The sequence below is a fragment of the Halomonas sp. TP35 genome, from assembly GCF_052375975.1.
Classification (GTDB): Bacteria; Pseudomonadota; Gammaproteobacteria; order Pseudomonadales; family Halomonadaceae; genus Vreelandella; species Vreelandella citrativorans.
On sequence record NZ_JBQSUZ010000008.1, the window covers coordinates 18,686 to 40,467 of the forward strand.

Genomic DNA, 21,782 nt, shown 5'->3' on the forward strand with positions numbered 1-21,782 from the left:
GCAGGCTCAACAGCAGGTTAGGTGGTAGCATCATAACAACCTAATCTGACGGCGTTTAGCCTTTACTGGTGAGAAACACTTAGGGGGTCTTGGGCAGCTGACGTTTATGCTCGGTGCGGGTATAGGTGTCAATAATGGTGGTATACGCCTCAGCGCTGATGGCATCGCCGACCAGGAAGGCATCAATATCCACATAAGTCACGCCTAGCGCCACTTCATCCGCCAGCTGGGGTTTGAGCGTTTCAAGGTCAGCAGTAGGTTGCTTTTCAACCAACGCGGCGGGTGCGCCCAGCGCCGCACCGACGTCACGTACCTGGCGTTTGGTTAGCCCGGTGAGCGGCGCAGCGTCACAGGCACCGTCGCCATATTTGGTGAAAAAGCCCATTAGTGCTTCGGCAGCTTGATCCGTGCCGACCACCAGGCCGCTTCGTGCTCCGGCCGCTGCGTATTGCGTCACCATACGCTGGCGCGCCTTGATATTGCCCAACACAAAGTCGCGGTGAGCGTCGTCTCTAAACGTTAGCCCACCCTCTTCCAGCGCAGTCAGCAGGGCATCACTTGCCGGTTTAACGTTAACGGTCAGCACATGATCGGGGTCGATAAACGACAGCGCCTTCTGCGCATCGTCTTCATCCTGCTGAGTACCATAAGGCAGCCGCATTGCGTAAAAAGAGGCGTCAATGCCCTGCTCACGCGCCTTATTAACCGCCAGCTGCGCCAAGCGGCCGCCTACTGTGGAATCCACGCCGCCACTAATGCCCAATACCAGCGCATGCTGCCCTGTATCGATCATTTCGCGACACAAGAAATCAACGCGCTTATCAACCTCTTGCTGGGGGTCAATACGCGGCTTTACCTGTAAAACCGTTTGAATATGCGATTGGGTTGCCTGCTGATCTACCATCCTGGCCTCCTTGCGGTCGAACGTTGATCCATAGCGGATAGCGTTTTATTCAGGCTAGAGCAGAAATGTGTTTGGTTCTACTCATCTAATGGCGCGCTACCGTTCAATACATCACGGTGATATTTAGGAATGCGCTCCAATGCATAGTGCGCGGCGGCTAGGCGAACGTCGTTACGATCACCGGAAAAGCGGCGAGTCTCGGTCATCATGTAAATCTTCTGATCATGGAGAAATGCCCAGGCAAAGCATACCGTACCGACGGGAATATCATCATGCGGTTCAGGGCCTGCAATCCCGGTATTGGCGACGGTTATATTGGCATCGTTATTATTCAGTGCCCCTAATGCCATTTCTCGAGAGGTTTCTTCACTGGTAAGCCCATACGTATCAATCGTATCGAAACTGACGGACAGGTAGCGATTTTTTGCCTCAGGGGAATAAACCGCCAGCCCACAGTCAATACACTGCCCGCTACCGGGCACACGGGCCAGCTCAGAGACGATCAGCCCTGCGGTGCATGACTCGGCAGTGGCCAATTTGAGTTTTTGCTGCTGTAGATAATCAGTAATTTGCTTAAGCAATTCCATTGCGTATCTCCTGACAAATCACAATCCCTGTCGTTTTATTCTTCCCATTAAAAGGTAGCTGTTCTCGAAGAGGGCTGAAAAATCAGCCAGCAAGTTCATCATTTGTTAATAACGCGCCATTGCCCAGGGATCAAAAAAGCCCTTATCAATTGATAAGGGCTTAGCGCTGTTTCTTCCACCCATCCGTGTAGGAGCTATTCTGTAAGCGTTAGTCATGACGCTCCTCTACACTAACCAGGGCATTTGCCCTGATCATGTGACTGAGCAAGTCGGAAGGCTTTTTAACTAGAAGCTTTTTGAAAGCATAATAGCGCCGTACTTGTCCTGCTTTTCCTGGCCATCAAATTCACGTGTCCGCTGAACACCGGAAAAAACGGCTTGCCACTCATCCCAGGCAATGGCAAAACCAGCGGCCCCTTCTCCTACCCACTCTTTACGGTCAACCGAGTGACTGCTGGAAAACACGTTGCCATCCAGAGTGAGGTTATGCGCGACGTAGTAGCCTTCGACATTAGCGAACACATACCACTGCCAGCCCGTTGTACTCGTCATGCGGCCACGGTTACTGGGGTTGGGGGTAAGCGTCGGGATACCGCTGGCATCATCACCCCAGCGAACGCCATAACCCGCACTGGCGTAGGTATTGAGGTTGCCCAAGGCAACGCTGACACCGGGGCCGTGAGCCAAGCGCTTACCGGCCAGAGGCACGTTATGCCACCACTGACGGCGCATGGTTAGGTTAAGCAGCGGCTCATCCTTTAATTGATGATGCCAGCCGTTTGGGCGTTCGCTATTGGTGGCACGGTGCACCTCACGCTGAATGCTGTCAGCAAGCGATGATGGGCCTACCAGGCCGGCCTCTATATGAAGATCAGTGGCTTGCTGCCAGCGCCCTATCGGGACATCTTCATAAAGCGACATACCCGCATAGACCAGGCCTGTATAGGGGCGGTCGTCCTCAATTAGCTCAGAGCGCTCGATATCATCCGGCGTATAAATCTGGTGCACCAATCGGAAAGCAACTGAATCCGCTTGGCCTATCAAACTATCAGGCAGCGCCGTGGCTAAACGCTGGGTCCAGTTTTCCGGGCTGGGCTTAAATGCCCAATTAAGCTCGAAGCCGCTGGTAAAGTGCCCATCGTCACTGCTAATTAGACCGTCATTTTCATGTGTCACAGAAATGACGTTGTTATCTGCATTCGCCAAGGCAGGGAGTAGACTCATTGCTGCTACAAAGGGAAGCAGGCGCCAAGCAGGCAGGCAGACGTTGTACATTGCTCATCCCTTGAGTGGGGGTTAAAACCAAAGTAGCGCCCTTGAAGAGCGCTAGCAAACATTTCTGATTGTATGTAAACATGCAAAAAGATAGCAAGGAAATATTATTTGCCGAACATCAATAACAACCCCAAACCCAGGCGCAAGGCGCTGCATCTCTTCTGTTCCAAAGGTTGGTAACAGTAAGCATAGCCAATTCATATGCCCTCGATACGCGCACCATCAGTTGGCAGTACCTTGCTGTATGTATTTAAAGAAATAGCCTAGCGATCCCTTAAAAGCCATTGCGGAGTAATTTCATGCTGGCCGTTTTCATCAGTGATAAACAGCGAGCCCTCACTCACCATAACAGCCCAGTTAATGGCGCGCGGGAGGTTCTGAGCAATCACTGCCAAGGCTTCTTGAGGCAAGGTCGCTACGTGAAGGTTTTTAAGCGTTGCCACGCCTGGAAGCACTTTGTTTTCCCATATATCGGTGCGCCCGTAGGCAAGCAGCGATACGCGCTCGGCGCGCCGTGAACACCAGGTGAGGCGTTCGGCATCCGGCAAGCCTACTTCAACCCAATGCAGCACCCGCCCATCCAGGCTCTTTTCCCATAGTGCAGGTTCATCCACATCGGAAAGCCCGCGCCCAAATGCAATCGCCTCGCTGTACCACAATACATAAGCAATCAGCCGCGCACTCATCCGCTCTTCTGTTTCAGAGGGGTGGCGTGCCACGGTAAAACGTAGCGTTTCATACACCCCACGATCCAGGTCGGTAAGGTTAATATCAACTTTGTAAGGCGTCGCACTAAGGGCCATCAGAATATCCAGCGATAAATTTTGGCTAGTTTACCTGATGCGCGGCCCGATAGGCGCTAGGCATTCCGATAATCAGCCGTTAGGGTGCTGTGTTTTAACGTATCGGCTTCATGATTAGGCTCACGCCATTTTTCGTCGAGCGCTGCTTGATACCACGCCTGCATCGCTGGCAGCGTCAACAGGGACTTGGCATAAGCATTCGAAGCCTCGCTTAAAGGCAAGCCAAACGTTTGTACACGGAAGACGACAGGTGCGTAGAAGGCATCTACCGCCGTAAATTCGTCACCTGCCAGGTAAGGGCCACCAAAGCGTGAAAGGCCTTCTTGCCAAAGCCTATCCAATCGAGCGAGATCAGCTCTGAGCCCAGCAGAAACATCCTGAAGCGTGACGCGCACTCCGCAGTTCATGGGGCATTCGTTACGTAACGTGGAAAAGCCGCTATGCATTTCGGCGCTGGCCGAACGTGCCCAGGCACGTATTGTCGCCTCTTTTGGCCATACCCGAGCATGCTGCTCGGCAATGTATTCAACAATGGCCAGCGAATCCCAGACGGCCGTCTCGCCATCCACCAGGCAAGGCACAAGCCCGGAAGGCGAAAAGCGAAGAAACGTATCACGACTCGCCCCATTGCCACCCTCAAAGGCCATAACGTGCTCCTTAAAAGGGATATTAAGCGCTTTCATAAGCACCCAAGGCCGCAATGACCATGAAGAGTAATTCTTGTTGGCAATGTAGAGATCAAACATGGTTACCCCTTTTTTACGTCAAATAAGCAAGGATGGCTACGCTGGTCGCATTAGGTCGCCTTTCTTTATCCCATAAACTGCCTGTTTCATCGTCAAACAGATTCTTTTTTTTACTTTATTTAAACCAAGGTCGTGTATGCAAGAAAATATCAAGCTGTACGATGTTACCGATAACATAGTCAGCAATTAGCACTATCATTGGGAGTACTCGCATGGATGGATGGACGCAAACGTTGTCCACAGTACCGTTGCTAGGCATTGCAGCATTAGCGGTCTTATCCCTTTTAATATTGATCATCAGACTCAAGATGCATGCGTTTGTGGCGTTGATGTTGGTGAGCTTACTGACGGCGCTCGCCACGCAGATTCCAGTCAATGCGATTGTTCCCACAATGGTGGATAGCTTTGGGGGAACGCTAGGCGCTGTTGCTCTACTGGTAGGGTTAGGGGCAATGCTTGGCAAGCTTGTTGAGCATTCAGGCGGCGCCAAAGCGCTTGCCGATAAAATGATTGATCTCTTCGGTGAAAAGCGGGCGCCTTTTGCCCTCGGTATCACGTCACTGCTAATGGGCTTTCCGATATTTTTTGATGCCGGTTTGATCGTCATGCTGCCCATTATCTTTGCAGTTTCGCGTCGTCTGGGCGGCCCCATCCTTCTTTATGCCATGCCTGCTGCCGCTGCCTTTTCGGTTATGCATGTTTTCCTGCCCCCTCACCCAGGCCCGGTTACCGCATCGGAGCTTTATGAGGCAAATTTAGGGTTATTGCTGCTTGCTGGCGTGGTGATTGCATTCCCCCTTTGGTGGGTATCAGGCTATATGTGGGGGAAAATTGTCGCGAAGCGCTACCCCTTCCCTCTCGCAGACTCCCTGTTCGGTGACGTCAGCGATGACCACGTTATCAACCCGCCTTCGGTCAGCGTTGTTATCAGCATGCTGTTGCTGCCGATTGTGCTGATCTTCATGAACACCGGCTTAAACTTTCTGCGCTCAATGGGCGTTGTGGATAGTGACGCGCTATGGTTCCAACTGCTATCAGCCGTCGGCAACACGCCGGTAGCGCTGCTTATTTCAACGTTGGTGGCAATGTTAGTGCTAGGCCGCCGCCAAGGTATCGGAGGCAGTGCATTAGAAAAAGTGCTTGATTCATCCTTGGCGCCGATTTGCTCGGTAGTACTGATCACAGGCGCCGGCGGTATGTTCGGTGGCGTACTCAGGGCATCCGGCATTGGCGATGCGCTATCAAGTTCGCTCAGCGATATTGGTTTACCGATCATCCTGGCGGCCTATGTCATTGCCGTGATTATGCGCTTGGCCCAAGGCTCGGCAACTGTCGCTCTGGTAACCGCCGCCGGGCTCATGGCCCCCGCCGTGATTGGCGGTGACTTTACATCCATGCAGGTAGTGGCGATTACCCTGGCAACAGCAGCGGGCTCTGTCTTTGCGGGGCATGTCAACGACTCCGGGTTCTGGCTCGTTGGCCGCCTTTTAGGAATGGACGTCAAGACAACACTCAAGACCTGGACGGTGCAGCAGGCGCTCGAATCCGTTGTCGGCTTTATATTCGCGGTTATTATTTTCATGCTGTTTTAGGTGAGCACGATGACAAAAACACTTTTCGATATTAACGGCCGCTTGGCACTGGTAACCGGATCCTCAAGGGGGCTGGGCAATGCGCTTGCTAGGGGGCTTTCTTCCCAAGGAGCTCATGTCATTGTGCATGGGCGGGACCTGGAAAGCGTCAAGGAGGAAGCCCTCAACATCGCCCAAGAGACAGGCGCCAACGTTGAAGCCATCAGCTTTGATGTCACTGATGCCCGGGCGACTCAGCAAGCCGTAGAAGCACTTATCGATCAATTTGGCGTTCCGGATATCCTGGTCAACAATGCAGGGCTTCAACGCCGAGCGCCGTTCAATGAGTACTCTACGTCAGATTGGGATGCGCTCATCGCCACCAATCTTTCGAGCCTGTTTTACGTGTCTCGTGCGTTGACTCCAGCCATGAGTGAACGTGGCTCGGGTAAGGTCATCAACATCGGCTCGGTACAGTCCAAACTTGCCAGAGAAACCATCGCCCCCTATTCGGCAACCAAAGGCGGTGTTGCTCTGCTCACGCAGGGCATGGCTGCTGACCTCGCTCGCTTCAACATTCAGGTCAACTGCATTTCTCCTGGCTATTTCAAAACCAAAATGAATACAGCGTTATGGCAAAACCCGAGTTTTAATCAGTGGGTGGAAAAACGTACCCCAGCGCAACGCTGGGGACATTTCGACGAACTGGTGGGCACGCTGGTCTATCTCTGTTCGGATGCTTCAAGTTTCGTTTCTGGACAAAATATTTTCGTTGATGGCGGAATGACCTCGGTGGTTTAACACCTGGAAATTGCCTTTGGGGATGAAGCACCATGCAAGCATTAGTTATTCACGGTAAGCAGGATCTGCGCGAAGAAAATATTGATCTCCCAGCGCTCGCTCCCGGAAAAGTGCGCTTACGTATGTCTTTCGGTGGAATATGTGGCTCGGATCTTCATTATTATCATGAAGGTGCCAACGGTGCTTTTGTTGTTCGTGAGCCATTGATTCCAGGTCACGAAATGTCAGGAGTAGTCGATGAAGACCCAACCGGGCAATGGCCGCTTGGCACACCGGTAACACTGCACCCCGCCACATTCGGGCAAAGCCAAACCGGTATCGAAGATAAGCCCCACTTGTGGCCCAACGGAGCCTATTTGGGATCCGCGTCAACCTGGCCACATACGCAAGGGGGCATGAGTCAATTCCTTGATGTCGATGCCAGCATGTTGCGTGCATTGCCCGATACTCTGCCACTCAAACGTGCAGCCTTAGCAGAGCCACTTGCTGTGGGTCTGCATGGGATCGAAGTAGCCGGAGGTGTTGACCAAAAGCGCGTATTGGTATGTGGAGCTGGACCTATAGGTCTACTCGCTGCCGCTGCTGCACTTGCCAGGGGCGCAAAAGAGGTATGCATTACCGATATTCTTGAGGGACCGCTGTCACGTGCGAAAATACTCGGGGTTCATCGCACCATTCAGGTGGATAGGGAAGAGCTCCCCGAGGAGGCCTTTGACGTGGTGCTTGAGTGCACCGGCGTTCCCGTCTCTATCAATAATGCTATTCTCGCCGTGCGCCGCGCTGGCGTTATTGCTCAAATAGGCATGATGCCTGCCGCTCCGCAGCCCATTGCGCTTGCATCGCTGATTGCGAAAGAAGTTCAGCTTAGAGGTTGTTTCCGGTTCAATAATGAGATTGATGAAGCTATCGCGCTACTGGCAGCTAATTCAAACTTTGATCACGTTATTACGCATGTATTGCCCGCCGCCGATGCTCAACAAGCCTTTGCTATAGCCAAAGATGCGGAGGTGTCCGGCAAGGTATTGATCGAGTTATGGAAGTAACAGATCAACGATTAAGATAATTGATCCCAAAGGGGGGGTGCTACCGCCACCCCCTCAATAATTAACGGAAACCAACCGACGTACCTATCACGCCAACCTGACTAAAAGCTGGCCTTACGCTTCTCTATAAATGCGCTCATGCCCTCTTTTTGTTCCTCACCGGCAAAGCAGAGTGCAAACAGGCTGGTCTCCAGGGCCAGTGCACTATCAAGGTCCTGGTCCATCCCGTCATGAACGGCCTGCTTGGCACCGCGTACCGACTGAGGGCCATTGCCTTTTAACTGTTGGGTAAGCTCTTCGACATAACTTTCAAGCTCTGCCTGAGGCATTACACGGTTAACCAGACCGATGCGTAGCGCTTCTTTCGCGTCTATCTTGCGCCCTGTCGTCACAAGATCAATCGCCATGGCTGGGCCTACGCGGCGTGGTAAGCGTTGCGTACCACCAAAGCCTGGGATGACACCCAACAGAACTTCGGGCTGGCCGAATACCGCGTTGTCGCTGGCTACTGCCCAGTCGCAGGCCAGTGCCAGTTCGCAGCCGCCGCCAAGGCAAAACCCGTTCACAAGGGCGACCACCGGCACCGGAAGCGTTTCAAGTCGTTGAATGGTTCGTAACGCCTGGCTTGCAAAGGCGCGCGCTTCTTCCGGCGTTTTATCACGCATTTCGGTGATATCCGCTCCAGCGACAAAGGACTTTTCACCGGCGCCAGTAATTAATACGGCGCGTAGGTTTGTCTGATTTTCAAGCTCAGTAAGGTGGGTCTCTAGCGCAGAAAGCACATCGCTATTTAACGCATTCAACGCCTTGGGGCGGTTGATGGTCAGGCGGACAATCCCCTCGCTATCGACCTTTTCAATAACTGATTCGCTCATATTGGCTCCTTCATTGTTATGGTGGCTTACATCGTTATGACGGCTTAACTAGCCTGCCTTGCAACCCTAGCGAACGCTTGGTTGGGGGGCAATCACTTCTTCCCTCCCCCTCCAGATAAACAGTCGCCGCCTCCAAGGGCGGCGATTGTTGCAATAAGGCGATTAGCCAATCTCGAAATCACTCAGGCATTGAATGCCTGCGTCAATTACCGCCCGCTGGGCACGCCCTACAGGGAGCCACTGGGTGATCACAAACTGTGCGCTTAGGAGTTTTGCCTTATAGAAGGAGTCTGTTGTGCCCTGCCCAATGGCCGCCTGCGCACTGAGTGCCGCTTGCCCCATTTGCCAGGCGCATAACACATGGCCTGCCAGGTTTAGCAACGGGGTCGCATAACCCTGTACGGCATCGGGCCCTTTTTCCGGGTCTTTGCCCTGCTCAAGTACCTGCTGCTTAGCAGCGCTTAAATCCTCAAGCCCGGCAGCCAGCGCCTGCCCCAAATGAGCCAACGCAGGTTCAGCCTTGAGACGTTCAACCGTGTCGGCTACCTCGTTTAGCAGGCTGGAAAACGCTTCGCCATTATCACGCTGTAACTTGCGTCCTGCTAAATCCAGCGCCTGAATGCCGTTAGTGCCTTCATAAATGGGTGCGATGCGTGCATCACGCAGCAGCTGTGCCGCGCCGGTTTCTTCGATATATCCCATCCCGCCGTGCACCTGGATACCTAACGAGGCGATCTCTACCGCTTGATCCGTCGAAAAGCTTTTTACCACAGGAATCAGGATATCCACGCGGGCCTGTGCCGCCTGGCGCTCACTCTCGTTTTCAGCATGGCGGGCGGTGTCCAGCTGTGCTGCACAGTACAGCGCTAACGCACGCAGCGCATCGGTGCGTGCACGCATGGAAAGCAGCATGCGCCGCACGTCGAGATGCTCACTGATGGAGCACTCTTTACCGCCTCGCGCTGCCGACAAACGACCCTGATGGCGCTCTTTTGCGTAGGCAAACGCGTGCTGGCAGGCGCGTTCGGCCACGCCAATCCCTTGGATACCCACTTTATGACGCGCCTCGTTCATCATGGTGAACATGTGATTCAGGCCGCGCCCCTCTTCACCCACCAGATAACCAATTGCCCCACCCTTCTCGCCAAAACTTAACGAACAAGTCGGTGAACCGTGGATACCCAGCTTGTGCTCAATGGCGGTGCATAAAACGTCGTTACGCTCGCCCAGGGTGCCATCATCATTGACGAGAAATTGGGGCACCAGAAACAGCGAGATGCCTTTATTACCTTCAGGCGCATCAGGTTTACGCGCCAGCACAAAATGAATGATATTTTCAGCGGCGTCGTGCTCACCCCAGGTAATATAGATTTTCTGGCCACTTATCCGGTAATGATCACCTTCAGGTACTGCCTTGGTACGCACTTTAGAAAGATCCGACCCTGCCTGGGGTTCGGTCAGGTTCATGGTGCCTGTCCAGATCCCTTCTACCAGATTGGGTAAATACGTCGCTTTCAGCGGCTCGCTGCCATGATGGGCCAATGCTTCAATGGCGCCAGCGGTTAACATGGGACAAAGCCCTAACGCCATATTGGCACCGTGGAGCATTTCCTGAACGGCACTGGCCACCACTTCAGGCAAGTTCTGCCCACCTAACGCTTCCGATACGCCGATGCCGTTCCAGCCGCCTTCTACATACGCCTGGTAGGCCGCCGCGAACCCGTCAGGCGTCGTTACTCGCCCATCCGGATAATGTTTGGCGCCTTGATAATCACCGGTAGCATTTAGCGGCCCCCACACGTCACCCGCAAGCTTGGCGGCTTCATCCAGCACCGCCTCAACAACGTCGGGTGTTGTCTCTGTAAAATTGGACAGCGTCAGCGAGTGATGCCCGAGCAGTTCTTCGAGCACAAAACGCAAATCGCGTACCGGCGCGACGTAGTGATTCATGGCAAAACCTCGATGTAGAAATAAAACAGTCGTTTGTTATAAACCGTTATATTCGATAGTAGTTTCCTGCCTATCGTTACACCATTAGCCCAACGTCTCACCTCTTTACGATACAGACCCGCTACCAAATTACTTACGCGTACCTAACTGTTCCACATCGTCATAGTAGGCAATTCGGGTTTCTTCCTCGGCGGGCGGGCCGACTACGGGTTCCGCTACGTCCACGTTTGGTACTGCATCCGACAAGTCTTCCAGATGCTCGTGCTCAAGCGCCCCTTGGACAAGCTCCTCGGTAACCACAAGCTCTGCCCCGGCCGCAGTCATGGGCGTAGTAGCGGTAAACGGCGCCACCGGCATCGGGGCGGGGCGCACGCTGCGCCGCCAGGCAAAAAAGAGCAGGAAGAACAGGCTGAGCCCACCAAATGCCCAGAACAACCCGGCATCGCCCACTGCTGTCATAACGGGTGAGATCATCAGCGGGCTTAAGGTTGCCCCGATAGAGTTAATCAGCAAAAGTCCTTGGCTCATACGTACAAGCGCCCCGGCGGGTGCTCGGTCGGCAGCATGACTGACGGCCACGGGGTAGAACGCAAATACTCCACCGCCCAGCAAAAACAGTAATACCGCCAGCAGCGGCGTGGAGAGCGGTAGCCAAAGAATTGCCGCCGACACCAGCACACAAAAACCACTGATCCCGATAAGTACCATTTGGCGGTCGTGACGGTCTGACCAGCGCCCAATTGGATACTGCAGCAGCATGGCCCCCAGCACCACCAGCGCCATCATCTGGCCGACCTGATTCACGCTCATTCCAATGCGCTGCAAATAAAGGGGCAGCAAGGTGTACGCCGCCGCGACCACCATGCCCGACCCCAAGCTACCCAGCACGCCCGTTGGGGTTAACATGATTAATCGATAAGGAGGCAGCGGTTCGGCATGCTCAATCAGAGGGGTAACACGCGGAATCATCGCCATTGGCAACACAGAAAGCGACGCCAGCATGCCGATCACCATAAACGGTGCCGTCCCGCCCATGGCATTGGTGACGCCCAGCAATAGCTGACCAATGACACCGGCGGCGTAAAGCGAAATCATGTAGAGCGCCAACAGGCGGCCACGTACTTTTTGTTCGCCTGCCGTGAGCAGCCAGCTCTCAATGACCAGATAGACGCCGACCGTTGCCCAGCCGCCAATCAAGCGCAATGCAAACCAGGCCCAAGGGTCAAAAAAGAGCCCTTGAAGAAGCACTGTCACGGCAACCAGCGAGGCGAAACTGCCATAGGCGCGAATGTGCCCAATACGCAGCAATAACCGGTCGTTAAACAAGGCGCCCAAGGCCAGGCCAATAAAGTACGCTGACGAGACAATCCCGATCACTGTCGCAGACTCGCCTGCCGCATCCAGGCGTACCGTGATCAAGGTAGCCAAAAAGCCGTTGCCAATGCCTAAAATAAACAGGCCCAACAGAGGCGCAAACGCCATAGCCAGTAATTGCCGCGACATGAAAACCTCACCTTGCCAAACACGTTGTCAAAAAAAGCGGGCGTAGCTGTTTAATAGCCGTTACCACCTTTTACACAACCATAGGCAAGAAACGGGCGCGCAATTATTGCCCTGGATAGCATAAAGTCAACGCTTTTTCATAGCCTGTTCGTATCGATTAGTGTTTTCTCAAAATTACCGTATCTTTTTCAGGAAATTCGACTGTTAGTTGATGCTGTGCGGCCCACCATTCAAAGGTTGCCTCACTGAAAAAACAGATATGGGTGGGATCATTAATATAGTGCCAGTTGGCAAATGCTGCATGAGTGGTCACTCGCTTGGTCATGATGCCCAGATAACCACCAGGGAGTAGCTGATCAACCAACTGCGCCAGTACCTTTCCGGGCATGGCTAAATGCTCAACGACCTCAGTCGCGGTTATAAAATCATAGGTTTTCTGCAAAACGGACATGTCGGACGCATAGAAAATGTCGTAGATCGCCATGGGGTGGCCACCTTCCTCGAACATCACAGACAACGTAGGGCCAGGCCCTGAACCAAAATCCAACCCTTTGGCACCTTTCGGCAGCTTGGCTAGCAACGGCGTGAACAAGCGCCCTAAAAACCGCCGGTATCCCATATCTTGCGGTGAATTTTGATGCTGGTCATACTCTGCTTTTTCATCCGCTACGCTTAAATGCTGCTCGGACGGCACAAACACCAGCCAACACGTGGCACACTGGTAATATTCACGACGATGATTTTGATGATAGAGCGAGACCTTAATTTCACCGCATAGCGGACAACATTGCATCGTCGTATTCTCTGGTTTTCGGTTTTGTATTTAAGGAAAGAGGCATGCTCTCAGGCTTGGATCATCTTGTTGTTACTGTCACAGATATGGGTCGCGCGGTTGATTTTTACTCGCGAGTTCTAGGGCTAGACGTACGCTATCGTGATGCCCAACGGGTAGATTTAATGCTGGGCGATACCGCCCTACGACTCCATCAAACCGACACCGACATCGAGCCTATTTCTGCAACCCCTACGCCCGGCAGCCTGGATTTATGCCTACGCTGTCAATTGCCGCTGGATGAGTTCAAGCAGCATCTAGACGTGCTGGGCATTGAGGTTGAACTTGGCCCGGTGGCTCGCCAGGGCGCCAATGGCGCGATCGAGTCCGTTTATCTGCGCGACCCCGATGGTAACCTTTTGGAAATTTGCCGCCCGGCTCGCTAATTTTACCGTCAGTATCTTGCAGGCCAGTGACTAATGCTTAGCGGCGTCGTGCAAGGTATTATAGTGCGTTAAGAGCCTTCGCTTTATTGCCTCATCCGTATTAAAGGTAAAAAGACATGCAAGATAACCGTCATGACTCGCCGATTGAAGGCGAAATTATTTCAGAACACTCCACCGTCGAGCCAAGCAAGCAGCACGACACCACAATGGCCATGGTGGTTTATGCGCTTTATCTGGCAAGCTTTGTTGTCGGCTTCACCTCAGTGGTAGGCGTCATCATTGCCTATGTCTATCAAGGCAAAGGCCCGGCTTGGCTGGACGAACACTACCGCTATCAGGTTCGCACCTTCTGGATTGGCTTGCTGTACGCAAGCATTAGCTTCCTGCTTACCTTTGTACTGATCGGCTTCCCCCTTTTATTCGCGCTGGCGGTTTGGTTTATTGTTCGCTGCGTTAAAGGGTTTAAGGGCTTACAGGATAAACGTGCTCCGAGTAATGTGGACAGCTGGTTAATCTAACGAATGACGGAACATGCAACGACATCAGACAAGCGACTCTCCCGAGCCACGGCGATTGCGTGGCTTTGGCGAAGGCTTTCGCGCTGGCCCCTGCCGCGCCTGTGGCGTTTTGCCTCCACGCTTGGTCCTCTCGTTTACTGCTTTAGCCGCCGTGAGCGAAACGTCACCGATATTAATCTTAAGGTGGTATACCCCGCGCTTGACCAGCGTAAGCGCAGGGCGCTCGCTAAACAGAGCCTTCGTCACTCCACCGCCACCATGATGGAGCTGGGCTATGCCTGGATGGCGGAGCCTGATCGCGTTGAAGCAAGTATTGTTGAAGTGCATGGCCGCGACAAGCTGGACAGCGCACGCGCGCAGGGCCGTGGTGTTATTGTTCTGGCGCCGCATTTTGGTAACTGGGAAGTGTTGAATTTCTGGCTTTCCAGCCATTTCCCTTTCACCGCTATGTACGAGCCTCCCAAAATAACCAACCTTGAGCCGATTATTCGCCATGGCCGCGAACGGATGGGCGCGCAGTTAGTGCCCACTAACCCGCGGGGCGTTGCAGCACTGCTTAAAGCACTTAAGCGCAGCGAGGCCATTGGCATTCTGCCTGACCAGGAACCCGACTGGGGCAGCGGCGTCTTTGCGCCGTTTTATTCACGCGATGCGTATACCGCCACACTACTCCCCAAACTGGTGGCGCGCACCCAAGCACGCGTTGTCACAGGCGTTGCCCTGCGCCTGCCTGGCCGCGGCTTTGCTATCCATTTTCTGGACGCCGACGAGCGGGTGTATAGTGCTGACGAAACAGAGTCTGCGAGCGGGGTTAACGCCAGTGTCGAAGCGTCAATTGCGCTGGAACCCGCCCAGTACCAGTGGGAATACAAGCGCTACCGCAAAGTCATCGAAGAGCAGCAGCAAAACCCCAACGCCAACGACTTCCGGCTTTACTAAACTCTTCCTGAGAGGTGCTGATAGACATTATCAGCACCTACTCATCGTCATGACGTGCATAGACATCATCGAGTCTTTCGATATCGTCTTCCCCCAGATAGGCACCCGACTGAACCTCAATCAGCTCTAACGGGATTTTACCGGAGTTCTCTAAGCGGTGGAGTGTGCCAATCGGAATATAGGTCGATTGATTTTCACTGACTAAAAAGCTGCGCGCTCCCACGGTTACCTGTGCCGTTCCGCTCACCACGACCCAATGCTCGGCGCGATGATGGTGGCGTTGAAGGGAGAGTCGGCCGCCGGGTTTCACTGTAATATGCTTAACCTGATAGCGCTCACCACTATCAATTGCTTGAAAGTCACCCCAGGGGCGATGTACCTGGGGCGTTGACTGAAGCTCGCGGCGCCCTTTGCTGGCTAACACCGCCACTAATTGTTTTATTTGCTGGGCCTGGTCCCGGTGCGCCACCAGCACGCTGTCAGAGGTTTCAATCACAATCAAGTCGTTAACACCCAGCGTGGTCACCAACCGGTGTTCGGCCATCACGAGTGAATTCGTGGTCGAATGCAAAAGCGCATCACCTTGCACCACGTTTCCCGCTTCATCAGCTGCGGCCATCTCCCAAAGCGCATCGAAACTGCCTACATCGCTCCATTGAGCATCAAATGGGATGACGGCCGCAAAACGGCAGTGCTCCATGACGGCATAATCAATCGAATTGGAGGGGCAGCGCTGAAACGGCGCCTCGGCGAGCCTTAGAAAATCCAGATCGCTGTGAGCGCCATCAACAGCGGCCTGGCAGGCAGACAGCATCTCGGGCTGGAGGTCCGCTAGCTGCTCAAGATATGTCGAAGCGCGTAACAAAAACATGCCGCTGTTCCAAAGCGTATCGCCTTTTTCAAGCAGTTGAGCGGCGCGTTCGGCATCTGGTTTTTCAATAAACGAGGTGAGCTGATACCCCCTCTTCAACACGTCACCACAGGCGATATAGCCGTATCCCGTTTCAGGATGCGTAGGCACAACGCCAAAGGTGACTAAATAGCCCTGCTCTGCCAAGGGCACGGCCCACTCGACGCTTTGTTGAAAAGCGCTCACATCGCCAATGACATGATCCGCCGGCAAGACCAACAACAACGGATCGTCTCCTGCGGCCTTGGCTAACAACGCCGCACAGGCAATCGCAGGCGCCGTATTACGCCCTTCTGGTTCTAGCACAATACGCCCCGCCTGGTTCGCTTCACGCAATTGCTCAGCCATAAGGAACCGGTGCGCCTGATGGCCCATAATAAACGGCGGTGTCGTACTTATCCCCTCCAGGCGATCCAGCGTTTGCTGAAGCAGGCTCTTCGACGAGGTTAAGCGCAAAAACTGTTTGGGCATTTGCTCGCGTGAAAGCGGCCACAGCCGTGTGCCGCTTCCCCCGCATAGAATCACCGGCTGAATCATAGTCTCGTCCTTGTAGGCAAAGCGTTACCAGCTGCCAAATGCTTCCCGTAACCAGTGGCGAAGCTGGCTCATTCGCGCAGCCTTTTCAGGGTTATCCAATGACGGCAGCGTGCCCTCCACAAATCCATACGTGCGAAAAGGCGCCAATAACGCTGGGTCACCGCTAATAATATGCACCGGCACTGCCGCACTGGCATCGTCACCGGTAATAAGCGGTGCTGGCTGATGATCGCCAAGCACAATCAGCAACGTTTTATCGTCTACCACGCGCTCCGCCCAACGTCCGATCACCTCTACAGCGTAGTCGACAGACCAAGCGTAATGGTCTCGTATCCGCTCAACATCCTGCCAGACCACCTCCGGTGGGTCACCAGCGTGCTCCCAAGGCGCAAAAATAGCGCCATCGCCTATCGTTTCCCAGTCATCAATCACCGGCAAAATAGGCGTCCAGGGGGCATGGCTTGAAATCAGCGCCATTTGAGCAAATACGGGCGTATTACCCAGCAAATGGCGCTGCGTATAATCAAGCGTGAACTGGTCAGGCATCGTGACCCAATGTAATGCGGGGCCTGCATAATCGATATCTTTAGCGGCAACGATAGTGTCAAAGCCATACGCTTCACCTTCCGGCCAGGCAAGCGTAATCGCGGGCATAATACTCAACGTCTGTTGCCCGGTTGCCTTAAAGTCATCAATGAGCGTTGCGTTTTCACTGTTAAGCATCAGCCGGTACCAAAGCTGATTATCAATCCAGCGACCGCTGAGTAACGTGGCATGTGCCAGCCAGGATTGTCCTCCCCGGATAGGCGCTTGCAGCAACCCCGACACCACGTGAAGATTTTGCGCTGCCAAGCGGTGCTCCATGGCTGCCAGCGTCGGCAACAATATATCGCTATAGCGAACATCATTGAGCGCGGACACGCCATAAGATTCAACGAAGGCGACAAGCACGTTGACCTCTTCAAGGCCTGGCAACGGCTGGGCTTCAAGCGACACCGAATCAAGCTGCTCAGCGAAGTCCAGCTGTGCCTGATGGGTCACGCGTATTTGCTGCCACTGAAAACGCGTTGACTCCACGGCGGGCAGTGTGGAGAGACGAGATAATGGCTTGCCAACATTATCCGCGATGGCCAGGCCCGCGGCCAAAAGTAAAACACCTAGCGCCACTTTTCCCTTAAAGCGATCCAGCCCCCAGGAAAGCGCCGGAAGCAGCACGTAAAGAAGCCCCCACAAAATGCCCATTAGCCCAGCTGCGCCTGCAAGCATCGCGCAAAATGCCCATATTTGGCCTACATTACCTACTAACAAGTGAAAGATTGAGCGCAACAAAGGCAGGTCTAAATATACGTTAAGCGGGCGTCCAAATGCCGTATAAGTGGTGGCATTACCCAGGTTAGCAGCGGTGACTAACACCACCCAACCCGCTATGGCCACGCCAAGAACGCGGCGACCATAGCCAACGGGGAGCAATAACATGAGCGGCACGATGACCCACGCCTCCCAAGCGATAAGCGGTTGGCCTAGCGTGCCAACGTGCCACCATAAAGGCGCAACAAGGAGGATATTAAGAGCGAAAGCACCTATAAATAGTCGCAACATAGCATGCTCTTGGTTCTCTCAGCATAGCCATGTTAACGACCATACGTTAAATGAACGGTGTGCATAAAGGATTTAGTGTACAAAATTTGTTCAAACATGCTGATAGTGATGTTAGCTCACCCTGTTTTAGTCAGCCGTCGAAAGGAACTCGCCTATGCGCTGTACGACGTTGAAGAGCCCGGAGATCGGAAAGTGGATATTACTGCTTGGCTGCTTTACGGCATTGCCAGCCAGTGCCCACACAGATGACCATTTCAATGCGGTCATTGAGCAGGCTAAACAGCTTGCTGAACAGGCGTATCAAGCGCCTGAAGAATCACTACCCTCGGCCCTAAAAGAGATTGATTACGACACCTATCGACAAATCCGCTTTTCGCCCGACCAGGCCTACTGGCGTGATGAAAGCCCCTTCAATTTACAGTTATTTCATAGCGGATTTATTTTTCAAACGCCTATCACGCTGAATATCATTGAGGGCGATGACGTTACTCCGCTGCCCTTCTCCAGCGATGATTTTCAGTACGATGACAATGCTGAGGCGCTTCTTGAGCAGGATTTAACCGGCAGTGGCCATGCCGGATTTCGGCTGCACTATCCCCTCAACAATGACGATTACGCGGATGAGTTCGCGGTCTTTTTAGGCGCCAGCTATTTCCGTTTGGTGGGCCAGGACCAAACCTACGGATTATCAACGCGAGGATTAGCGATCGACACAGCGTCATCTGAAAAGGAAGAGTTTCCAGCCTTTCGGGAGTTTTGGCTATATAAGCCAGGCGAAGATGCCGATGAAATCACGCTGCTCGCGCTGCTCGACAGTCCATCGTTAAGCGGTGCTTACCGAATAACACTGCGTCCTGGTGAGCAAACCAATGCCGAGGTAGAAGCCGAGCTATTTGCCCGTCACGATGTCGCCAAGCTAGGTATAGCCCCGCTTACCAGCATGTACACGTTTAGCGAGTCTAGCCATGAAAGGTTTGATGATTTTCGGCCGCAGGTACACGACTCTGACGGATTATTGATACATACAGGCGCTGGTGAATGGATTTGGCGCCCGCTCAGCAACCCTCAAGAGACACATATTTCAAGCTTTGTGGATAACGCCCCCCACGGTTTTGGGCTGATGCAGCGTGAGCGTGACTTTAGCCGCTATTTGGATATGGAAGCGCATTACCATCAACGGCCCAGCCAATGGGTAGCGCCTATTGATGCATGGGGCGCAGGTCATGTTGAACTAGTAGAAATACCCACTCCGGATGAAACCCACGACAATATTGTTGCCTATTGGGTCGACGATGAGCCGCTTAACGCTGGGGACTCACGCCACCTTCACTATCATACCCACACACTCAATGATGCCCAGGACCACGACGTAGGCCGAGTCATTCGCACCCGTCATGGCAAGGCCACCATTGAGGGGAGCGCCAGTGAAGGCGCTACATTAGAGCGCCAGTTTGTTGTCGATTTTCAAGGCGGTGCGCTTGACGACATTGCCCCAGACCAACCCGTCAAGCTCGACATTAGCACCCAAACCGGCAACGTCACGCAGCCCCATGTTATGTCGCTCCCCGATAACATGTGGCGCGCCAGCTTTCGAGTTCCGCCGACAACTGAACCAAGTGATATCCGCCTGCGTTTAATGCTCAACAACCAGCCCATTAGCGAAACCTGGAACTATGTGTGGTATCCCGATGCGTAAATCTATTGAACTTACCCCGTTGATTCCGTGGTTGGCCTTTCGTCGCGCATTGCTGACCGTGCTCGTCATCAGTTCCAGCATTGCTGGCTGTGTGGTGATGTTCAAGGTTATTTCCTTTTTGGAAATAGGCTGGCAAATCACCATGTTGGTACTGTTTGCACTAACGTTTAGCTGGATCGCCTTGGCGTTTTGGGGCGCTGTGTTCGGTTTTATTGTGTGCGCCCTGCGGCTAGATCCCTTAAGCCTGCGTCGGCAAGTGCCGCTTTCGCCTAACGGCAATTTACTGGTGAGTAAAACAGCGCTGGTCATGCCGATTTATGCAGAACCTCCCATCCCCACTATTGCAGGCCTCGAAGCGACCTGTCGCTCGCTAATTGAGCAGGCACACACCTCCTCGAACCGTCCTGAGACGCTCTTAAGCGAACACTTCGACGTCTTTATTCTGAGTGATACGCAGGACCTCAACAAAGCCCAGGAAGAGGCCGCCCACGTGGCAGCACTTCAGCAGCGCCTTGCCGGCCAATTGGCGGTTCACTACCGTCGCCGAGAGAACAACCATGAGCGTAAGGCAGGTAATATTGCCGATTTTTGCTGCCGCTGGGGACGCCGCTACGACTATATGGTGGTTCTGGATGCGGATAGCCTGATGAGTGGCGAGACGCTGTTAACGCTTGTTCACCGTATGCAGCGCGAGCCCGGTGTCGGCTTGATTCAAACCGTTCCGATTCCAGTTGGCCAACGCACGCTGTTTGGCCTTTTCACGCAGTTTGCCTCTGCACTTTACAGCCCGATGCTGGCCGCAGGCCAAAGCTTCTGGCAAGGCGATGCTGCCAACTACTGGGGGCATAACGCCATTGTGCGCACGCGCGCCTTTATGGCCAGCGCAGGCTTGCCTACCATTCCCGGCAAACCGCCGCTTGGCGGGGAAATTCTTAGCCACGATTTCGTTGAAGCCGCACTGTTAAAAAGAAGTGGCTGGCAGGTACTTCTTGATACCACGGCCACCACCGCCGTTTCACGCCATGACCCGTATGCCAGCGCCTCGCATAACAGCTTTGAGGCCATGCCCAGCAATATGCTCGACTTTGCCAAGCGTGATCGTCGTTGGCTGCAAGGAAATTTACAGCATCTACGTTTGCTAACGGGCGCGGGCTTTCACCCAATCAGTCGGCTACATTTTTTCTTCGGCGCCTTTGCCTATTTATCATCGCTTGTGTGGCTCGCTTTGCTGTTGTGTACGAGCCTCCTGGTCGGCTACCAGGCGATTGATGAGCCGACAGAGCAGATGCTGTCCAAATCATTATCAGTAGGGCTACTGACTGTTACCCTGGGGATGCTGCTGGCACCCAAGTTTCTGGGGTTTTTACTAGCACTCGGACAGTGTCCTCATGCTTTTGGTGGCAGGCTTAAGCTATTCGCCAGCATGGTATTGGAAATACTCTTTGCCGCGTTGATTGCTCCCTTGATGATGGCATGGCACAGCCTGTTTATTATCACCGTGCTGCTAGGACGCTCTATTGAGTGGCAAACCCAACCCCGAGGCGAGCGCTCTTTACCATGGGGAGAAGTGTGGCAGCATGCTGGCTGGATGACGTTATGTGGCCTTGCCTGGGCGGGAGCTGTCATGCTGTTTTCCGCCTCAGCCTTTGGATGGCTATCGCCGGTATGGCTGGGCCTGCTGTTAGCTGTGCCGATCATCAAGTACTCCAGTAGCAGCACGTGGGGTGGCGTTATCAATCAGCGCTTAGGGCTGCTGCAAACGCCTAGCACGAGTTTGAGCCCACCTTTGCTGGATGAATTTAACGCCCTTATGTCGCGTGACAGTTCAACCTTGCCTGCCATGGCCGATGGGTCCCCGTATGTTCTTAATGCGCTGCCTTCTGAATTGTCTGGCGAGATGCCACCTCAGTCGCTAAACCAGTTCAGCATCCAGGCGCTGTCGTCCCCGGCTACCCAGACGAAGGAGCCCCATTAATGCTTGGCCAGCTAGCACATCGGCTAAGCAGCTCGATGCTGGTTTAACGCAGCCTGTGGTTCGCTGCAGGTGCAGATGGCCTGCCCTCGGGCGACCTGTATGCCTGCCGAGTGGAGCATCCCCTACTGGCGCGTACCCGTAGTGGGTGATGACGTGTTGCAGCTTTTCAAACGTTAATTTTCGACCTAACCTGCCAACAGCGGTGTGGTTTCAAGCGCAGGCGCGCTATGGTTACCAAAACATGTTTACCAAAACGCGTTTACTAAAACATGTTTACTAAAACGTTCATCAGGACCGGTTATCACACCCTCCATACCAAGCTCCGTTACAAG

The 21,782-nt window shown here is 53.6% G+C and carries 19 protein-coding genes; 8 read left to right on the forward strand and 11 right to left on the reverse strand.

Translation table 11 applies throughout. The annotated features are described in order from the left end of the window. Positions 1–79: 79 nt before the first annotated feature. From nadE to ACT3RU_RS10975, 5 genes are all read right to left on the reverse strand, one after another. Positions 80–904 carry an NAD(+) synthase gene (nadE, locus tag ACT3RU_RS10955; protein WP_192527467.1) on the reverse strand — a complete coding sequence of 275 codons (825 nt, stop codon included), beginning with the start codon at positions 902–904 and terminating at the stop codon, positions 80–82. A 77-nt stretch (positions 905–981) separates the two neighbouring features. Next, on the reverse strand, positions 982–1,491 hold the full coding sequence (locus ACT3RU_RS10960; protein ID WP_192527466.1) for a CinA family protein: 510 nt from the start codon (positions 1,489–1,491) through the stop codon (positions 982–984). A 285-nt stretch (positions 1,492–1,776) separates the two neighbouring features. After that, positions 1,777–2,766, reverse strand: coding sequence for a lipid A deacylase LpxR family protein (locus ACT3RU_RS10965; RefSeq protein ID WP_192527465.1), 990 nt, complete (start codon positions 2,764–2,766; stop codon positions 1,777–1,779). A gap of 263 nt (positions 2,767–3,029) precedes the next feature. After that, complete coding sequence (locus ACT3RU_RS10970; protein ID WP_192527464.1) at positions 3,030–3,569, reverse strand: YaeQ family protein; 540 nt, start codon at positions 3,567–3,569, stop codon at positions 3,030–3,032. A 56-nt stretch (positions 3,570–3,625) separates the two neighbouring features. Further along, positions 3,626–4,315 (reverse strand): glutathione S-transferase family protein, encoded by a 690-nt coding sequence (locus ACT3RU_RS10975; RefSeq protein WP_192527463.1) that lies wholly within the window; start codon positions 4,313–4,315, stop codon positions 3,626–3,628. A gap of 212 nt (positions 4,316–4,527) precedes the next feature. On the opposite strand from ACT3RU_RS10975, the gene ACT3RU_RS10980 reads away from it, so the two are divergent. Genes ACT3RU_RS10980 through ACT3RU_RS10990 form a run of 3 tightly spaced genes read left to right on the forward strand, consistent with a single transcriptional unit; the run spans position 4,528 to position 7,730 of the window. Next, positions 4,528–5,907 carry a GntP family permease gene (locus ACT3RU_RS10980; protein ID WP_192527462.1) on the forward strand — a complete coding sequence of 460 codons (1,380 nt, stop codon included), beginning with the start codon at positions 4,528–4,530 and terminating at the stop codon, positions 5,905–5,907. 9 nt (positions 5,908–5,916) lie between these two features. Continuing rightward, positions 5,917–6,687, forward strand: coding sequence for a glucose 1-dehydrogenase (locus tag ACT3RU_RS10985; protein ID WP_192527461.1), 771 nt, complete (start codon positions 5,917–5,919; stop codon positions 6,685–6,687). Positions 6,688–6,719: 32 nt separating this feature from the next. Then, positions 6,720–7,730 carry an L-idonate 5-dehydrogenase gene (locus ACT3RU_RS10990; protein WP_192527460.1) on the forward strand — a complete coding sequence of 337 codons (1,011 nt, stop codon included), beginning with the start codon at positions 6,720–6,722 and terminating at the stop codon, positions 7,728–7,730. Between the two features lie 101 nt (positions 7,731–7,831). Here ACT3RU_RS10990 and ACT3RU_RS10995 read toward each other — a convergent pair whose 3' ends face one another. From ACT3RU_RS10995 to ACT3RU_RS11010, 4 genes are all read right to left on the reverse strand, one after another. Continuing rightward, entirely contained in the window at positions 7,832–8,605 is a 774-nt protein-coding gene (locus ACT3RU_RS10995) for an enoyl-CoA hydratase-related protein (protein WP_192527459.1), read from the reverse strand. A 162-nt stretch (positions 8,606–8,767) separates the two neighbouring features. Beyond that, complete coding sequence (locus ACT3RU_RS11000) at positions 8,768–10,555, reverse strand: acyl-CoA dehydrogenase (protein ID WP_192527458.1); 1,788 nt, start codon at positions 10,553–10,555, stop codon at positions 8,768–8,770. 129 nt (positions 10,556–10,684) lie between these two features. Next, positions 10,685–12,058 carry an MFS transporter gene (locus ACT3RU_RS11005; protein WP_192527457.1) on the reverse strand — a complete coding sequence of 458 codons (1,374 nt, stop codon included), beginning with the start codon at positions 12,056–12,058 and terminating at the stop codon, positions 10,685–10,687. Positions 12,059–12,215: 157 nt separating this feature from the next. After that, positions 12,216–12,851, reverse strand: coding sequence for a class I SAM-dependent methyltransferase (locus ACT3RU_RS11010; protein ID WP_192527456.1), 636 nt, complete (start codon positions 12,849–12,851; stop codon positions 12,216–12,218). A gap of 44 nt (positions 12,852–12,895) precedes the next feature. Between ACT3RU_RS11010 and ACT3RU_RS11015 the strand changes: the two genes are divergently transcribed. From ACT3RU_RS11015 to ACT3RU_RS11025, 3 genes are all read left to right on the forward strand, one after another. Further along, the gene (locus ACT3RU_RS11015; protein WP_087109765.1) at positions 12,896–13,276 is read left to right on the forward strand and encodes a VOC family protein; all 381 of its coding nucleotides are present in this window, start codon (positions 12,896–12,898) and stop codon (positions 13,274–13,276) included. Between the two features lie 116 nt (positions 13,277–13,392). Continuing rightward, a complete protein-coding gene (locus tag ACT3RU_RS11020; RefSeq protein ID WP_087109768.1) occupies positions 13,393–13,794 on the forward strand; it encodes a DUF4870 family protein in 402 nt (133 codons plus the stop codon). A gap of 3 nt (positions 13,795–13,797) precedes the next feature. Then, positions 13,798–14,733: a lysophospholipid acyltransferase family protein gene (locus ACT3RU_RS11025; RefSeq protein ID WP_087109770.1), complete on the forward strand. Its 936-nt coding sequence runs from the start codon at positions 13,798–13,800 to the stop codon at positions 14,731–14,733. Positions 14,734–14,770: 37 nt separating this feature from the next. Here the strand turns inward: ACT3RU_RS11025 and ACT3RU_RS11030 are convergent, their stop codons facing one another. Both ACT3RU_RS11030 and ACT3RU_RS11035 read right to left on the reverse strand, forming a co-directional pair. After that, complete coding sequence (locus tag ACT3RU_RS11030) at positions 14,771–16,180, reverse strand: mannose-1-phosphate guanylyltransferase/mannose-6-phosphate isomerase (protein WP_192527455.1); 1,410 nt, start codon at positions 16,178–16,180, stop codon at positions 14,771–14,773. A gap of 24 nt (positions 16,181–16,204) precedes the next feature. Further along, positions 16,205–17,779 (reverse strand): alkaline phosphatase family protein, encoded by a 1,575-nt coding sequence (locus ACT3RU_RS11035; protein ID WP_192527454.1) that lies wholly within the window; start codon positions 17,777–17,779, stop codon positions 16,205–16,207. Between the two features lie 154 nt (positions 17,780–17,933). Between ACT3RU_RS11035 and ACT3RU_RS11040 the strand changes: the two genes are divergently transcribed. After that, on the forward strand, positions 17,934–19,475 hold the full coding sequence (locus ACT3RU_RS11040; protein WP_192527453.1) for an OpgD/OpgG family glucan biosynthesis protein: 1,542 nt from the start codon (positions 17,934–17,936) through the stop codon (positions 19,473–19,475). Beyond that, positions 19,468–21,450: a glucans biosynthesis glucosyltransferase MdoH gene (gene mdoH / locus ACT3RU_RS11045; RefSeq protein WP_192527452.1), complete on the forward strand. Its 1,983-nt coding sequence runs from the start codon at positions 19,468–19,470 to the stop codon at positions 21,448–21,450. The genes ACT3RU_RS11040 and mdoH overlap by 8 nt, the downstream gene beginning before the upstream one ends. Positions 21,451–21,782 lie beyond the last annotated feature (332 nt).

Coding starts and splice junctions, on each gene's coding strand:
- nadE (WP_192527467.1), bottom strand. CDS start 904: ATGGTAGATCAGCAGGCAACCCAATCGCATATTCAAACGGTTTTACAG.
- ACT3RU_RS10960 (WP_192527466.1), bottom strand. CDS start 1,491: ATGGAATTGCTTAAGCAAATTACTGATTATCTACAGCAGCAAAAACTC.
- ACT3RU_RS10965 (WP_192527465.1), bottom strand. CDS start 2,766: ATGTACAACGTCTGCCTGCCTGCTTGGCGCCTGCTTCCCTTTGTAGCA.
- ACT3RU_RS10970 (WP_192527464.1), bottom strand. CDS start 3,569: ATGGCCCTTAGTGCGACGCCTTACAAAGTTGATATTAACCTTACCGAC.
- ACT3RU_RS10975 (WP_192527463.1), bottom strand. CDS start 4,315: ATGTTTGATCTCTACATTGCCAACAAGAATTACTCTTCATGGTCATTG.
- ACT3RU_RS10980 (WP_192527462.1), top strand. CDS start 4,528: ATGGATGGATGGACGCAAACGTTGTCCACAGTACCGTTGCTAGGCATT.
- ACT3RU_RS10985 (WP_192527461.1), top strand. CDS start 5,917: ATGACAAAAACACTTTTCGATATTAACGGCCGCTTGGCACTGGTAACC.
- ACT3RU_RS10990 (WP_192527460.1), top strand. CDS start 6,720: ATGCAAGCATTAGTTATTCACGGTAAGCAGGATCTGCGCGAAGAAAAT.
- ACT3RU_RS10995 (WP_192527459.1), bottom strand. CDS start 8,605: ATGAGCGAATCAGTTATTGAAAAGGTCGATAGCGAGGGGATTGTCCGC.
- ACT3RU_RS11000 (WP_192527458.1), bottom strand. CDS start 10,555: ATGAATCACTACGTCGCGCCGGTACGCGATTTGCGTTTTGTGCTCGAA.
- ACT3RU_RS11005 (WP_192527457.1), bottom strand. CDS start 12,058: ATGTCGCGGCAATTACTGGCTATGGCGTTTGCGCCTCTGTTGGGCCTG.
- ACT3RU_RS11010 (WP_192527456.1), bottom strand. CDS start 12,851: ATGCAATGTTGTCCGCTATGCGGTGAAATTAAGGTCTCGCTCTATCAT.
- ACT3RU_RS11015 (WP_087109765.1), top strand. CDS start 12,896: ATGCTCTCAGGCTTGGATCATCTTGTTGTTACTGTCACAGATATGGGT.
- ACT3RU_RS11020 (WP_087109768.1), top strand. CDS start 13,393: ATGCAAGATAACCGTCATGACTCGCCGATTGAAGGCGAAATTATTTCA.
- ACT3RU_RS11025 (WP_087109770.1), top strand. CDS start 13,798: ATGACGGAACATGCAACGACATCAGACAAGCGACTCTCCCGAGCCACG.
- ACT3RU_RS11030 (WP_192527455.1), bottom strand. CDS start 16,180: ATGATTCAGCCGGTGATTCTATGCGGGGGAAGCGGCACACGGCTGTGG.
- ACT3RU_RS11035 (WP_192527454.1), bottom strand. CDS start 17,779: ATGTTGCGACTATTTATAGGTGCTTTCGCTCTTAATATCCTCCTTGTT.
- ACT3RU_RS11040 (WP_192527453.1), top strand. CDS start 17,934: ATGCGCTGTACGACGTTGAAGAGCCCGGAGATCGGAAAGTGGATATTA.
- mdoH (WP_192527452.1), top strand. CDS start 19,468: ATGCGTAAATCTATTGAACTTACCCCGTTGATTCCGTGGTTGGCCTTT.